The organism is uncultured Algibacter sp., from assembly GCF_905480415.1.
Lineage (GTDB): Bacteria > Bacteroidota > Bacteroidia > Flavobacteriales > Flavobacteriaceae > Algibacter_B.
Window position 1 is genome coordinate 1 of sequence record NZ_CAJQQI010000162.1, and the last position, 15,737, is coordinate 15,737.

The window sequence follows — 15,737 nt, forward strand, 5'->3', positions numbered from 1 at the left end:
TTGAAGCTCTCCCTATTTTTTATCGGGAAGCGACTGCCGAAAGCCCGACCCTATTAGGGTAACGCCCAAATTATTTAATTATTCGTTTTTCCAATTTAATCTGTCCATTTGATTGTATGGCCATGGTGCACCATTGTTTTCTATATTGGTCATCATGTTGTTTAATTCTACTGGAGCAGCGGACTGTTCCATAACCAAATAGCGACGCATTTCTAGAATAATGGATAGCGGATCTATACTTACAGGACAAGCCTCTACACAAGCGTTGCAAGATGTACATGCCCAAAGTTCTTCTTTAGTGATATAATTATCTAGAAGTTGTTTTCCATCGTCTTTGAATTCACCTTTATTTACATCAATATTTTTACCAACTTCCTCTAAACGATCTCGAGTATCCATCATGATTTTACGAGGTGACAACTTCTTACCTGTTTGGTTCGCAGGACATTCGCTAGTGCAGCGTCCACACTCAGTACAGGTATAAGCGTTTAATAATTGTACCCAATTTAAATCTTGAACATCGCTAGCACCAAACTTTGCAGGAACTTCTTCTTCAGCTCCTTCTGGTGTTGCAGCAAACGGATCAATGTTGGGATCCATCATCATTTTCACCTCATTGGTAACTGCTTCAAGATTATTAAACTGGCCTTTAGGTTTTAAGTTACCATAATAAGTATTTGGAAATGCCAATAAAATATGAAGGTGTTTTGAATAGTATAAGTAATTTAGAAAGATTAATATACCAATAATGTGCACCCACCAAGCACCTCTTTCAATAACGTGCAATGTGCCTTCTGATAATCCAGAAAACCATGGTGATAAAAATTGACTAATAACATTTCCAGAACTCATAGCTTGAAAGTTCAAGTCGGCAGCATTCATAACCAAAAATAAGGTCATCAATACCATTTCAAAATACAGAATGTAGTTTGCATCATTTTTTGGCCAACTCGTCATTTCACTTTTCCAGAAACGCGCTAGCTTCAAAATATTTCTGCGAATCCAAAATACAATTACAGCTAAAAATACCAAACAGGCTAAAACTTCAAACGTTCCTATTAAAAAACCATAAACGGAATCTGGTAATACTTTTAAACCAATTCTATGTGTACCAAATATCCCATCAATAATAATTTCAAGGACTTCAATATTAATTATCACAAAACCTACATAAACGATAACATGTAAGAAACCTGAAATTGGTCGACGTACTATTTTACTTTGCCCTAAGGCTATCATCGCCATGTTTTTCCAACGTTGTGATTTATTATCACTAACATCAACATCTTGACCTAGTTTTATATTTCTAAGAAGCTTTTTAACGTTTTTAGTAAAAAAGCCAAGACCAAGAACTAATATGATTGCAAAAATTATATTTGGCAAATATTCCATGGGTTATTGATTAGATTTTTCTTCGCTATAAGGGATTTCTTTTTTTGACAGTATTCTAAAATATCGTTTTGGATGCAATTTAATATCGTTCAAGAGCGATTCAAGTTCTCCTGTAGCGCCCTTAATGTTATTATATAACCCATCATCATGAAGAAGTTTTCCAATAGAACCTTCTCCATTTTTTAATTTATCACTTATGCCATTAAAATTTTGAATGGTTGTTTCAAGACTTTTTATAGTTTCCTCTAAATTGGCATTAGCAAGTTGTTGGGTTGTTTTTGATAAGTTTGAAGAGATCTTATCAACATTGGATAAGGTATTATTTAACTTTTCTTCATTATTTGCCATCAAGGTATTTAACGAACTTGAGGTCTTTTTAAAATTCTGAATAACATCATTTATACCAGCTACACTTGCTCTTAGATTTGCTTTTGTTTTATCATCAAAAACATCATTTAAATTATTAAGTAATGAATCTGCACCTACCATCATTACTTCTATTTTTTCTTGCAATGGTGTTAAACGTTGATTTACTAAATCTGTTAATCCTGCTTTAATAGTGCCTTGAAGAATATCATCTTCTTTAGCATTTTCTGATCCATCAAAAGCGGGAACAATAGCTATAGCCTTTCCGCCTATTAAACCTGTTTCGTATAATTCGGCTTTACTGTTTTTTGAAAATTCAAATTCACTATCGACTATAAATTTTACTAATAACTTCCCAGAACCATCACCCTTAAAATCAATATTAGTAACCTTACCAACACTAAGCCCATTAATTGTAACAGGTGTAGATGGCACCAATCCTTCTACATTATTGTATTCAGTAAAAAATGTAAGTGAGGAATTAAAAAGATCTCTTCCCTTTAGGTAATTAAGGCCATAATATAATAATACGATACCTGACAATACGAGTATCCCTGTTTTTACTTCTTTTGATATTTTCAAATTGAATGCTTTAGAAAAACAAATTTAATATAATTATTAGAAGAAAACCTTTAATTAGTTGTTGATTTTAAAGCATCAATTAAAGCAATCTTTTTTCCATCCTTAAATGCTACAATAAAACTTGAATTGTAGCCTTTACTCCTTGCCTCTTGTTCGAGCACCTTTGTTTCCTCGTAATTAGAAGTACTACCATAGAAATACTTATATAAACTCCCGTCTTTTAATCTTGAAATAGAGTTGAGGCCTTTAAAGTTATAAGATTTTGTTTCTAGAGCTTTTGAGCTTGCAGAAATTTGGACTTTATATATAATATTCTCTGAAAATTGAGTTACCGGCTCATTAACACTATTAACGGTGTTATAATCACTAACATTTTTATCTAAACTCGCTTTATATTCGAGAATGGCATCTTTTATAGCGGTTGACATTTGCTGCTGCCCTTTTTTAGAATTCAGGTAAGCACCTTCTTTTTTATTAGTTAAAAATCCCAGCTCTATTAAAACACTAGGCATCACTGTTTGATGTAAAACTATAAAACCAGCTTGCTTTACTTTTCTGTTTTTTCGATTTAATTTACTTGAAAAACTTTTTTGAATTAAACTCGCTAATTGTATACTTTGATCGAGATACTCCTCTTGACTCAATAGAATACTCATAACCGATTCTGGAGAATTAGGATCGAAACCAGCATAATTTTTTTCATAGTCATCCTCCATGAAAATTACTGAATTTTCTTTTTTGGCTACTTCAAAATTGGTTTTATTTCTGTGGGTCCCTAATACAAAAGTTCCAGCTCCATAAGCTTGAGAGGTATGAGAATCACAGTGAATAGAAACAAATAAATCTGCTTTTTCGTTATTGGCTATTTTTCCTCTCACAAATAAATCTATAAACACATCTGTTTTACGCGTGTAAACCACTTTTATATTTGGATTTTTATCAAGCTCTCTCCCAACAGCTAATACCGTTTTTAAAGCGATATCTTTTTCTCTGTAACCATTACCTAGGTTACCAGGATCTTTACCTCCGTGGCCAGCATCTAAAACAACAACAAACTTGTCTTTTAAATCATTCTCATCATTATCAATAAATGAAGAAAATATTAATACTGTTATAAAAGATACTAAAAGTAAAATGTTTTGCGTTTTCATGTGGTAATTACAATTTTTTTAATCGATTGCATATTAAATCAACCCAAGGTATCATTTTTGATACAAATTTAGTAGAAGTTTAATAGGCTTTTAACGACCAAAAAACTCGGTTTATTTTAATTTCAAATATTTACTTGAATAATAAATTAATCCCAAAAAAATATATGTAATTTTGACTTTTCAAAAACCGAGCCATACTTCTACAAAAATACATTTAAAAGCGTTGCGTACAAACAACTTTAAAATACTTTTTGCATTAAGTTTTACAGTGTTTATTAACACGTTAAGCTTCTCTCAAGATATTCCAAAGAATGGAAAAACCATTAATAGAAGCTTAAAGGATGGCTTAATTAAAAAAACAGATAGTCTTTCTGTTACTGCACCTTCCGAAAAAATTCAAGATACGATTATCAAGGATTCTATTAAGCCTAAAAAAGAGCTTTTAGAAACCATTGTTAAATATCACGCTAAAGATTATACCAGGTTTAGTCAAAAAAATCAAAAACTGTATTTATATAATGAAGCCAAAATTGACTATGGCGATATGAATATTACTGCGGGAAGTATAACTATAGACTATAATAAAAACACCGTTTATGCTATAGGTATTACTGATACTGTGAACGGCTATACTCAAAAACCTGTTTTTACCCAAGCTGGTAATGTAGTTGAACCCGACTCTATTATTTTTAATACAGAATCACAAAAAGCGCTTATCTACAATTCAAAAACAGAGCAAGGAGAAGGGACTGTAATATCAGAAACTACAAAAAAAGAGAACGATTCTGTTTACTTCGTAAAAGATGCAAAATATACCACAGCGAATAATCTAGATGACCCAGAATATTATATAAAATTAAGAAAAGCTAAAATTGTACCTGGTAAAAAAATTGTAACAGGATTGGCTAATCTTTTTATATATAATGTACCAACGCCTTTAGGATTACCTTTTGGTTTCTTTCCTCAAAGTGAAAAACAAACTTCTGGCATTATTATACCTTCTTTTGGAGAACAAAATGATCGAGGATATTTTCTACAAAATGGAGGGTATTATTTCGCCATTAGCGATTATTTAGATTTAGCAGTACTAGGCGATTATTACACAAATGGAAGTTACGGTATTCGTACAGAAACCACTTACTCAAAGCGCTATAGGTTTAGGGGTAATATTGGTTTTAGATATGAAAATTTAATTACTAGCGAACTTGGTTTTCCTGATTATGCAAAAAACACCATATATAACTTTAGGTGGTCGCATAGCCAAGATTCAAAAGCAAATCCAAGCTCTCGTTTTTCTGCCTCGGTAAACTTAGGTAGTAGTACTTATTTTAGACAATCTGTTAATCAAGTGAATTCAGGATCATTTTTAAATAACACATTAGCGTCTTCCGTTTCTTATTCAAAGTCGTTTCAAGGTGAACCTCAAGTTAATTTTAGCCTTACTGCAACCCATTCTCAAAATACGAATACTGAAACTATAAACATGACGCTTCCTACATTCCAAGGAAGTGTGAGCCGAATGTATCCTTTTGGGTCTAAAACAGGTTCTAAAAAAGGGGTCATCCAAAATGTTAATTTTCAATATAACCTTAGGGCTGAAAACAGAATACAAACTACCGATTCACTATTCTTCAAAAAAGAAATGTTTGATGATGCAAAGGCAGGCTTTCAACATTCTATACCTTTAACAACAAACTTTAAGTTATTTAAATATTTTAGTGCTAGCGCTAGCACTAGTTTTAATGAAGTCTGGACTTTTAAAACAATAGACAAAAGTTTTGATACTACATCAAATGAAACAATTACAACAGATATAAAAGGTTTTGATGCCTTTAGAACATATAATTTTAGTACGAGTATAGGTAGTACTATTTACGGTATGTTTAATTTTGAAAAAGAAGGGGAAGATAAAAAAATTAAGGCCATACGCCATATAATCAGACCATCGATTAGTTACAATATTAATCCAGCTTTTGATAAATATTATGATACTTATGAAGGCGATGAAATTGTCGATGCAGATGGTACTACTTCAAGAGATCTTATAGAATACAGCCGATTTGAAGGTGGTATTTTTGGTGCTCCCAATAAAAACTTTTCTAGCTCCATGGGTATTTCTGTTTCCAATAACCTTGAAGCTAAAATAAGAGATAGAGATAGTACTGCCACAGAACCAAAAAAAATTATTTTATTAAACAATTTAAACTTTTCTACATCTTATAATTTTGCTGGAGATTCTTTAAAATGGAGTCCAGTAAGAATGAGTGGAGGTACACAATTATTTAAAAATAAAATGAGTGTTAATTTTAATGCCACTCTAGACCCTTATGCTTTAGATAATAACAATAGAAGAATAGATAAATTTAATGTAGATAACGGAGGAAGTCTCTTTAGATTATCGAGCGCTAGCTTAAATGCCAGTTGGACCTTGGCTAGTAAAAAAGCGGATGATAAAAGTAATAAAAAAGATAAAGGTATTACAGAAAATGTGCGTAGTGGTGGTCGAGCAGATGATTTGTTTGGTGTTTCTGAGGATTTTGCAAATCAACAATTGAGTAAAAAAGAAGATACTGAAAGCGAATCTCCAAGTGACCTTTATAACTACAAAATACCATGGAATTTAAGGCTTGCTTATGCGGTAAACTACTCGAACAGTAGGCGCCAAAATGAAATTTCTTCACATTCTCTTATGTTTTCTGGCGATGTGGAACTATCACCCAAATGGTCTATCGGAGCCTCTTCAGGATACGATTTAAAAAACGCAGGGTTTACATATACACAATTGCGTTTTGAACGCGATTTATTAAGTTGGCGGATGAATTTTTCTTGGGTACCATTTAGCGATAGAAGTTCTTGGAATTTCTTTATTGGTATAAAATCTAGTATTTTACAAGATCTTAAATATGAGAAACGCAGACAGCCAGATGTTCAATTCTAAAAATTGAACAAAAACGTAGCGATTCTTATTGTATAAATTAAAATTAAAGGTTTTCGCTTTATTCATTATTTAATATTTAATAATAATGAATTCAAGAATCTTACGATTTCGCGGAAATGAAAAATAAATACTTTCTTATGAAAACAATAATCACTACCAAAAATGCTCCGTCTCCTATTGGCCCATACAGTCAGGCTGTATTAACTGGAAACACGTTATACACATCCGGTCAAATTGCTATTAACCCTGAAACGAATATGCTAGTTTTGGAGGATATAAAAACAGAAACAAAACAAGTGATGCAAAACCTAAAGGCCGTTTTGGAAGCCGCAAGTATGACCTTTGAACATGTTATCAAATCATCTATTTTTATTAGTAATATGGATGATTTTGGATTAATAAATGAAGTTTATGGTCATTATTTTGATGAAGCTAACGCACCAGCAAGAGAAACCATACAAGTAGCAAGATTACCAAAAAATGTTAATGTAGAAATAAGTGTGATTGCTGTAAAATAGTGTTAAGCAGAAGTATTCCTTTTAGCAAATTTTATTAATAACTTTTTTAATTTTTCAACATCAATTGGCTTTGCCAAGAAATCATCAATACCAGCATGTTTCGCTTTTTCAATATCCTTCTCAAAAGCACTAGCTGAAACTGCAATAATAGGTGTTTTATTAGTCGAATATTTATCAGTTTCCTTAATATATTTTGTGGCTTCATATCCATCCATATCCGGCATGTATATATCCATAAAAATCATATCAAAATCTAATATTTTATAAAGTTCCACGGCTTCTAATCCATTTTTTACAAACGTGCAATCCGCACCTTGTCGCTCTAAAAGAAACTTTATTACTTTTTGATTCATCCTATTATCTTCAGCAACTAAAACACTAAACTTATCAGATAAAATGGGTTGCTGAACTTCTTCAACAGGTTTAATATTTAATGTCTTTTTTAACTGTAAACTAAAATAGAATGTAGAGCCTTCATTTTCTTTGCTTTCTAATTTAAGCTCGCCACCCATAAGTTCTACCAAACCATGAGAAATTGAAAGCCCCATACCTCCACCTCTATAATCTTTCTTGATTGACCCATTATAAACTCCTTTAGGATTCTCAAAAACACGCTTGGCGTCTTCTGGTTTCATTCCAATTCCAGTATCCTTGATATAAAATGTGATGATTTGGTCGTTATCAATACCAACAGATTGATCTACAATAATCGATATTTTCCCATTATTAGTGAATTTTATGGCATTATTTATCAAATTAATTAATACCTGCTGAATTCTAGATGCGTCGCTTAAAACCAAGAATTTGCCTTTATCTTCAGATATAAATTTATACTCAAATTCTAAACCTTTTTCCCACGCTTGATATTCAAAGACTTTAAAAAGCTTAGATAAATTGAATTTTAAATCAAATGTTTTTAAATTTAATTCTAACTTCTCTTCATTAACTTTAGCATTATCAGTTACCATATTAACCAACTGTAATAAGTGTTTCGAAGAGTATTCAGCTATTTCAACCTGTACTGTTTGGTCACTATTTAATTCTGTCTGTTTAAGCATATTCAACATCCCTAAAACAGTGTTTAGTGGCGTACGCACTTCATAGCTCATATTCTCCAGATAAATAGAATTATGATTTGCCAAATCTTCAGCAATTTCTAAACTCTCCTTCAACCCATCTATTCTAAGTTGTAAATTGGTTTTTATAACCTCATTTTTTAATTGATTTTTTAAAAAGAATTGTAACGCTAAAACTTGAATAATAGCAAGTATGAATAAGAAAATAGCAGCACTTTGCGCGTATATTTTTTTTTCTAGAAAAAAGTACCCAATAAGTAATATAGCAGCTATAGATATGAAAATGAAAAAGGATAATTTCTTCTTCATTTTCATCTGTCTAATAGATTTAGGGACAATCTTCATTAAATGTTGCTTTTTAACAAACATATCTATAATTATACTAATTAACAAAAGTATTATGCGTAATAAGTCTTATATTTATTATGAATTTATTTGTATTTAAAATTTTAATAAGAACTAATACATATCTTAAAAATGCGTATTGAATACGATATAAAATTAGGGTTTAAGGACGTTATGATACGCCCAAAACGTTCTACCTTAAAAAGTAGGTCAGAAGTCAACTTAGATCGCGATTTTAAATTTTTACATAGTCCATTAACATGGGAAGGCATTCCTATTATGGCAGCAAATATGGATACCGTTGGTACTTTTGAAATGGCAAAAGTATTGTCTAAGAACAAACTCTTTACTGCCATACACAAGCATTATTCAATTGCTGAATGGAGTGAATTTTTGAAAAGTGCTGCAAAAGGTATTGAAGATTATATTGCTGTAAGTATTGGTATTAGCGAGCATGATGCGAAAAAGCTTTCAGAAATAATTAAATTAAATCCAAAATTAAAATTTATTTGTATTGATGTTGCTAATGGGTATTCGGAGTATTTTGCTGAATTTGTAAAACTTACCAGAGAACAATATCCGGAAAAAGTAATTATTGCGGGTAATGTCGTTACCGGTGAAATGGTTGAGGAGTTATTACTTTCTGGCGCAGATATCATTAAAGTTGGTATTGGACCAGGGTCGGTTTGTACGACACGCGTAAAAACAGGTGTTGGATATCCCCAACTATCTGCTATCATTGAATGTGCAGATGCAGCTCATGGTTTAGGTGGCCAAATTATAAGTGATGGAGGGTGTTCCTCTCCGGGAGACATTGCCAAAGCTTTTGGCGCTGGAGCCGATTTTGTAATGTTGGGCGGAATGTTAGCTGGACATGATGAAAGTGAAGGAGAAATGATTAATAAATACGGTAAATCTTATAAATGCTTTTATGGAATGAGTTCATCAACTGCCATGGAAAAACATGTTGGAGGTGTTGCAGAATATAGAGCTAGCGAAGGAAAAACAGTCGAAGTACCTTACCGTGGTAAAGTTGTAAATACTTTGCAAGATATTTTAGGAGGATTAAGAAGCACTTGCACTTATGTTGGTGCCGCTAGATTAAAAGAATTGACAAAACGTACTACGTTTATAAGGGTTGCGGAACAAGAGAATAAAGTGTATAACCAAAAAAGCAATTAAGCCTTAATTGTCTTTAATTATTTTTCCTGTTGAACCCGTTTTACAAGGGACTAACTCATAAACATAATTGGGATTTATATGAGCCTCTTTTCTATGCGACACATAAATAATAGCAGTATTAGTTTCTTCTGAAATCTTATTAATTAATTTTGCTAATATCTCTGAATCATTATCATCAAGTCCATTAGTCGGTTCGTCTAATATTAATAATGGTGGATGTTTTACCAGGGCCCTAGCAATTAAAACCAACCTTTTATGTCCGTTTGATAACGAATTAAAATACTCATCTTTGAGTTGGAACATATTTAATACATGCAACCATTTTTGTGCAATATCAATTTGAATATCGGTAGGGTAGTTATAAAGTCCAATTGAATCTAAAAAACCTGAAATAATCATATTTTCGATAGTATCTGAACGTTTGAAACCAATTAGCATTTCGGAAGAAAAGAATCCAATATGCCTTTTAATATCCCAAACAGTTTCCCCGCTCCCCTTTTTCATCCCAAATAAGGTCATATCTTGTAAAAACCCTTTTGGATTGTCTCCAGAAATGAGTGTTAAAATAGTGCTCTTTCCAGAACCATTTGGACCAATTAGTTGCCAAAATTCATTTGGCTTTATTTCCCAATAAATATTCTTTAGTATTGGTCTTTGTCCATAACTAACATTAACGTTCTTTAGTTTTATTAAAGACTTAAAGTTTTTCTTTTCTAGTTTGTAGCTTTTAGGAATGTTTCTAATAACGCGTCCTGAGGGTTCTTTATTTTTTTTGGTAATATCTAAAAACTGAAGCTTACCATCTTGCAGCATAAACACCTCTTTAATAAATGATAAAATATCTATCTTTCTAGTGGTAATTTGAACTACCAATAATTGATTGCTCAATTGAATTAATTTGTTTTTAATTTCTGATTGAGACTTTATATCAAGAGAATCAAAAACATTATCTAATACTATATAATCTGGATTTTGTAATAGAATATGGCTAAGTAATGCCTTTTTACGTTCACCTTCAGAGGAATTTCTAAGACTATTTTTAGTTTTGGTTTGAATATCAAAATGTCCGTAACGTATTTCTTCTTCGATAAACTTATTCAGCTTTATTTCAGAAAAAACAGCACCATTTAAATTGAACAACTCTTTAATAAGTTCTCCGGAAGTAATTCTGTTTAAGAGTTTATTTTTATTCTCTTTATTGGAAATGTATATAGCTATATGCTTTGGCACAACATATTATTGCTAAAAATTACAAGCTTTTTGTATGAAAAGGAACTAAGCCATCAATTGGTCTACGTTCAAAATTACCAACTTTAAAGCCCATTTCATCTGCAACTTCTTTAATTTCTTGTTGAGCAAAATAAGCTATTGAACCTGCAAAATGAACAGGAACTGTTTTAAGCTCCTCTTTAAACTGCATAATCATATTATTAACAAATATTCTAATACCCTTTTTAATAAGATTTATTGTGTATTCTGAATCTTTATGCAAAAACATAAACTCAGCAAAATTTGCTAAATATGCATTAGGACTGGGTTGTTTATATAAATTATATTTAATAAAATCGGCATCCATATTAAACTTACTACCAAAAGCCAATCTTACATTTTCTGGCATATGGTTAAAATAATAATCTCTAATTAACTGCTTACCATAATAATTACCTGAAGCATCGTCCATAAGTATATAGCCTAGAGATTTAACGCGCTGGTGTAATCGCTCTCCATCATAATAACTACAATTGGAGCCTGTACCTAAAATACACACTACTGCGGCTTCTTTAGGATGATTAATAGTGGAGTATACTGCAGCTAAAGTATCTTCATTCACTTCTATAAGTGCATTAATAAATATATCTTTCAAAACAGTTTCTAAAAGTTCTTTAGCATTTTCTGTTCCGCATCCAGCACCATAAAAAAAGACATGGGTAACCTTCTCTCTGTTGCTCCTTAATTCTTGACTCTTTAAAATTCTTTTAGCCAGTTTTTTTTCAGCCAGAATTGCAGGATTTAGACCTTTAGTACGAATCTTTTCCAATAATTTATTTCCGTTACTATCTACCGCAATCCAATCAGACTTAGTAGAACCACTATCTACAATTAAAATCATAAGTTTTAAAGAAAAAAAAACTCCACAGACTACTGTGCTATTTACACAATAACTCTGCGGAGTTATTATTATTAATTAAATATTATACTGACGCGATATGTTGTGCTAAATCAACTAATTTAGTTGAATAACCAAACTCATTATCATACCAAGATACTAATTTCACAAAGTTGTCATTTAATGCCATACTAGCATTAGCGTCGAATACACTTGTTCTTGGCTCAGATACAAAATCCTGTGATACTACACCTTCATCAGTATATCCTAAAACACCTTTTAATTCATTTTCAGAAGCATCCTTCAATGCAGCTTTAACTTCATCCCAAGATGCGCTTTTTTCTAAACGACAAGTTAAATCGACAACAGATACATCGACAGTTGGTACTCTAAATGCCATACCTGTTAATTTTCCATTTAATTCAGGAATAACTTTCCCTACTGCTTTTGCAGCCCCAGTTGATGCTGGTACAATGTTATTTAAAGAAGCACGACCTAATCTGTAATCTTTTCTAGATGGTCCATCAACTGTAAATTGTGTTGCCGTAGCAGCATGAACTGTAGTCATTAAACCTTCTGCAATCCCAAATTTATCATTAATTACTTTAGCAAGAGGCGCTAAACAGTTTGTAGTACAAGATGCGTTAGATACAATAGTATCAGCAGCAGTAATGTCTTTATGGTTTACTCCCATTACAAACATTGGTGCATCAGCCGATGGTGCAGAAATAGCAACCTTCTTAGCTCCAGCAGTAATATGTTTTTGGGCTCCTTCTAAATTAGTAAATATACCGGTACAATCTAAAACAACTTCAGCTCCGACTGCATCCCATTTTAAATCTTCAGGGTTACGCTCTGCTGTAATTCTTATTTCGTTTCCGTTAACAACTAAGTTGCCGTTGTTCGTTGAAATAGTTCCATCAAACTGCCCATGAACAGAATCATACTTTAATAAATAAGCTAAATGATCTACATCTAATAAATCGTTTATTCCTACTACTTCAATATCATTTGGTCTTGAAGCTGCTACTCTGAAAGCAATTCTACCTATTCTACCAAATCCGTTAATTCCTAATTTTAATTTTGACATATTCTTGTTTATAAATGTTAAATGCTCATGATATCTGAGACACGCAATAATTCTAAATTTATTTTTGTTTTTCCTTTTATAGCCATTTCTAATGGTGTTAATTCCATATTACCATTCATCAACCCTACCATGAAGTTTGTTTTTCCTTCCAACATAGACTCTACAGCCTTCACTCCCATTCTGCTTGCTAATACACGATCAAAGCACGAAGGGCTTCCTCCACGTTGCATATGACCGAGTACTGATACTCTTACATCATAATTTTCCATGTTTTCATCTACATAGTCTTTAAGTTCAAAAATATTTTTACCTATTTTATCGCCTTCAGCTACTATAACAATACTCGATGTTTTTCCTGAACTTCTACTTTTATTTAAAGATTCTACCAATCTATCTAACCCTAAATCTTCTTCTGGTATTAAGATTTCTTCAGCTCCACCGGCTATACCAACATTTAGTGCTATATGTCCTACATCACGACCCATAACTTCAATAAAAAATAACCTGTTATGCGAACTTGCTGTGTCACGAATTTTATCAATAGCATCAACTACGGTATTCAAAGCGGTATCAAATCCAAGTGTATGAGATGTACCAACTATATCGTTATCTATGGTACCTGGAATTCCCATAACTGGAAAACCGAACTCCTCATTAAATATCATAGCTCCAGTAAACGATCCATCTCCTCCTACAACCACTAAACCTTCAATGTCATTCTGAGCTAATTTCTCAAAAGCTTTTTGCCTTCCTTCTTTAGTTCTAAATTCTTTAGATCGTGCTGATTTTAAAATTGTACCTCCTTTATTTATAATTCCTCTTACACTTCGGGCATCCATTTGTTTGAAATCGCCTTCTATCAATCCTTCATATCCGCGGTATACACCAACACATTCTATATTATGATAAGCACATGTTCTAACTACAGAACGAATGGCTGCATTCATTCCAGGAGAATCCCCTCCAGAGGTTAAAACCGCTATTTTTTTTATTGCCTTCGACATTAATTTTTAAATTTAACAAGGTAAAACTACTAAACAAAACCCATATATCTATGGCATTTACAGTAAATTACTATCACTCTTAAAACTATAACGTTTTAGTTGATAAAAAAAGTTAACGATTTGAAAAACAGAGCGAAAAAGCTGCTATTTTTTTGAAGAAGACTTGAATGAAATATATTCTGGAATAGATTTTTTGGCTTCTTTTTGTAAAGATTGTTCTGTAGATTTTTGGTTTTTATTTGATTTAAATAGCTTTTTAATAAGTTCTTTAAACGTATCAAAATCTACATTATACGAAAGACCAACACCTTGAGTATAACCTATGGCTTCACCAAAATTTCTAATACTATTTTCCCTATTAAATACTTTAGCAGTAAGTGTTCCTTCTTCATTTAAAAGAAAATCAATTTCAACATCACCCGCAATTACAGTTTCTGTTGCTCCACCTACTGGAACCCCTACTTTACCATTTATTAATACACGGTCGCTAATTTGAGTTTGTAATGTTACACCAAACCGATCATCAGTTTGATAATCCGGTCTATTTTGTCCAGCTTCATAATTTAAACCTACATTAACTTTACTATCATCAGAAGTAAATATGCTATTAATAATACCATTAAGACGTTCAGCAATAGTACCAGAAGCATTTAAATCATTAAAACCACTTGAAAAAGATCCTGTTGACACTAAAAATAGTGCTTGAGTATCTCGCTCATCTTGGGATTCTAAACGATAATTAAGCTCAGACTTTATAGTAGAATTCACATTAGGGAACTCAAAACTAAAATTAGGATCAAGTTGTTCTAAATCGCCATTCAAACTAATATTAAGCTCTACGGGAATACTTCTATTTATAGGATTATCAAGTAAGGGTGAAGGATTTGTTTGTGTTTTGTAGGTAGCCAGCATATCTATTTTAGGCTTTGATGGTTCACCTTCCCAAGCAATAGTTCCTCCTGGTTGTACTATAAACTCTTTTTGAACTAGCCCACCAAAAGCGAAGTTATAAACCCCTTCAAACACCGCAAAATCGCCCCACATATTAAACTTATCATTTGTGTTTATTTCAACTAACAAACCTCCAATACCTCTACCCTTTAAAGCGTGTCCTGTTTCTTTGTCAATAATTAATTCTACTTCTGCATCTTCAGTTACATCTACATCAAAAGTAAGTTCCAGTCCTTTTATTTCATTAAATTCTACTTCTTCTCCTTTTTTTCTAGCTTCTTTTTCTTCTTTGGTTACAAAATGTATATATGTATTATCCCCAAATGACACTGCATCACTCAAAGGAATTTTAAATACTGTTCCTCTTTTGGTTTCTCCAACAACACTTATAACCAATTGCTCTGTAGGTCCATATATACTTGCTCTTCCTCCTATAAACCCAGTTCCATAATAGAGTGATTCTTCAGATTCTTCAGTATCTAAAACTAGTAAACGAGGTGTTGTAATATTTAAACCTAAGCTCCAATTTGAAAAATTGACATGACTCAGAGAACCATTTAATAAGCCTTCAGAATTATATTTCGAATCTGTTAACCTTATATTATTAAAAATAAAACTCTGGTCTTTTAAGCTAACTGAAGCATTGGTATTAAAATCATAATCTACATTAAGATAAGGAATTCCTAAACCTCCGTTCTTAATGATTAAATTACCATTTATATCTGGCTTTATAAGGTCTCCAACTACTTTTACATTACCATTAGCTTCACCTCGAATATCTGACAAAACACCATCCAATAGCGGATTTAAAGGAACCAAATTAAACGCATTAAAATCAAGTGCTACATCAATTGTTGAACGCCTTCCTGAAACAAAAATATTTCCTTTTGCAGCAAATGATCGGGTTATATCATTCTTAATAGTAGCGTCTATACTGTAATTAGTTAGTGATTCATTACCAGTTACTGTAGCATCAAATGAGCCTAATAAAAAATCATTAACCTTAAAATCGTCAATTACAATAGTTGAATTTGG

At 32.1% G+C, this 15,737-nt stretch carries 12 protein-coding genes; 3 read left to right on the forward strand and 9 right to left on the reverse strand.

Annotated features, from left to right (window positions below):
• Positions 1-78: 78 nt before the first annotated feature.
• Genes QZ260_RS11265 through QZ260_RS11275 form a run of 3 tightly spaced genes read right to left on the reverse strand, consistent with a single transcriptional unit; the run spans position 79 to position 3,491 of the window.
• Positions 79-1,392, reverse strand: a complete 1,314-nt coding sequence (locus QZ260_RS11265; protein ID WP_295986257.1) for a (Fe-S)-binding protein — start codon at positions 1,390-1,392, stop codon at positions 79-81.
• A gap of 3 nt (positions 1,393-1,395) precedes the next feature.
• The gene (locus QZ260_RS11270; protein WP_295986260.1) at positions 1,396-2,340 is read right to left on the reverse strand and encodes an MlaD family protein; all 945 of its coding nucleotides are present in this window, start codon (positions 2,338-2,340) and stop codon (positions 1,396-1,398) included.
• 50 nt (positions 2,341-2,390) lie between these two features.
• Complete coding sequence (locus tag QZ260_RS11275) at positions 2,391-3,491, reverse strand: N-acetylmuramoyl-L-alanine amidase (protein ID WP_295986262.1); 1,101 nt, start codon at positions 3,489-3,491, stop codon at positions 2,391-2,393.
• Between the two features lie 172 nt (positions 3,492-3,663).
• On the opposite strand from QZ260_RS11275, the gene QZ260_RS11280 reads away from it, so the two are divergent.
• Both QZ260_RS11280 and QZ260_RS11285 read left to right on the forward strand, forming a co-directional pair.
• The gene (locus tag QZ260_RS11280) at positions 3,664-6,429 is read left to right on the forward strand and encodes a putative LPS assembly protein LptD (protein ID WP_295986266.1); all 2,766 of its coding nucleotides are present in this window, start codon (positions 3,664-3,666) and stop codon (positions 6,427-6,429) included.
• Positions 6,430-6,566: 137 nt separating this feature from the next.
• Positions 6,567-6,947, forward strand: a complete 381-nt coding sequence (locus tag QZ260_RS11285; protein ID WP_295986268.1) for a RidA family protein — start codon at positions 6,567-6,569, stop codon at positions 6,945-6,947.
• Between the two features lie 2 nt (positions 6,948-6,949).
• Here the strand turns inward: QZ260_RS11285 and QZ260_RS11290 are convergent, their stop codons facing one another.
• Positions 6,950-8,332 (reverse strand): response regulator, encoded by a 1,383-nt coding sequence (locus QZ260_RS11290; RefSeq protein WP_295986270.1) that lies wholly within the window; start codon positions 8,330-8,332, stop codon positions 6,950-6,952.
• A gap of 168 nt (positions 8,333-8,500) precedes the next feature.
• Between QZ260_RS11290 and QZ260_RS11295 the strand changes: the two genes are divergently transcribed.
• Positions 8,501-9,550 (forward strand): GMP reductase, encoded by a 1,050-nt coding sequence (locus tag QZ260_RS11295; RefSeq protein ID WP_295986272.1) that lies wholly within the window; start codon positions 8,501-8,503, stop codon positions 9,548-9,550.
• A 3-nt stretch (positions 9,551-9,553) separates the two neighbouring features.
• On the opposite strand, the gene QZ260_RS11300 is transcribed toward QZ260_RS11295, so the two are convergent.
• The 5 genes from QZ260_RS11300 to QZ260_RS11320 all read right to left on the reverse strand — a co-directional run.
• A complete protein-coding gene (locus tag QZ260_RS11300) occupies positions 9,554-10,780 on the reverse strand; it encodes an ATP-binding cassette domain-containing protein (RefSeq protein WP_295986275.1) in 1,227 nt (408 codons plus the stop codon).
• A 19-nt stretch (positions 10,781-10,799) separates the two neighbouring features.
• Positions 10,800-11,660: a BadF/BadG/BcrA/BcrD ATPase family protein gene (locus tag QZ260_RS11305; protein WP_295986276.1), complete on the reverse strand. Its 861-nt coding sequence runs from the start codon at positions 11,658-11,660 to the stop codon at positions 10,800-10,802.
• 82 nt (positions 11,661-11,742) lie between these two features.
• Positions 11,743-12,747 carry a type I glyceraldehyde-3-phosphate dehydrogenase gene (gene gap / locus QZ260_RS11310; RefSeq protein ID WP_295986279.1) on the reverse strand — a complete coding sequence of 335 codons (1,005 nt, stop codon included), beginning with the start codon at positions 12,745-12,747 and terminating at the stop codon, positions 11,743-11,745.
• Positions 12,748-12,764: 17 nt separating this feature from the next.
• The gene (gene pfkA / locus QZ260_RS11315) at positions 12,765-13,751 is read right to left on the reverse strand and encodes a 6-phosphofructokinase (RefSeq protein ID WP_295986282.1); all 987 of its coding nucleotides are present in this window, start codon (positions 13,749-13,751) and stop codon (positions 12,765-12,767) included.
• A gap of 144 nt (positions 13,752-13,895) precedes the next feature.
• On the reverse strand, positions 13,896-15,737 hold a 1,842-nt coding region (locus QZ260_RS11320; RefSeq protein WP_295986284.1), incomplete at its 5' end, for a translocation/assembly module TamB.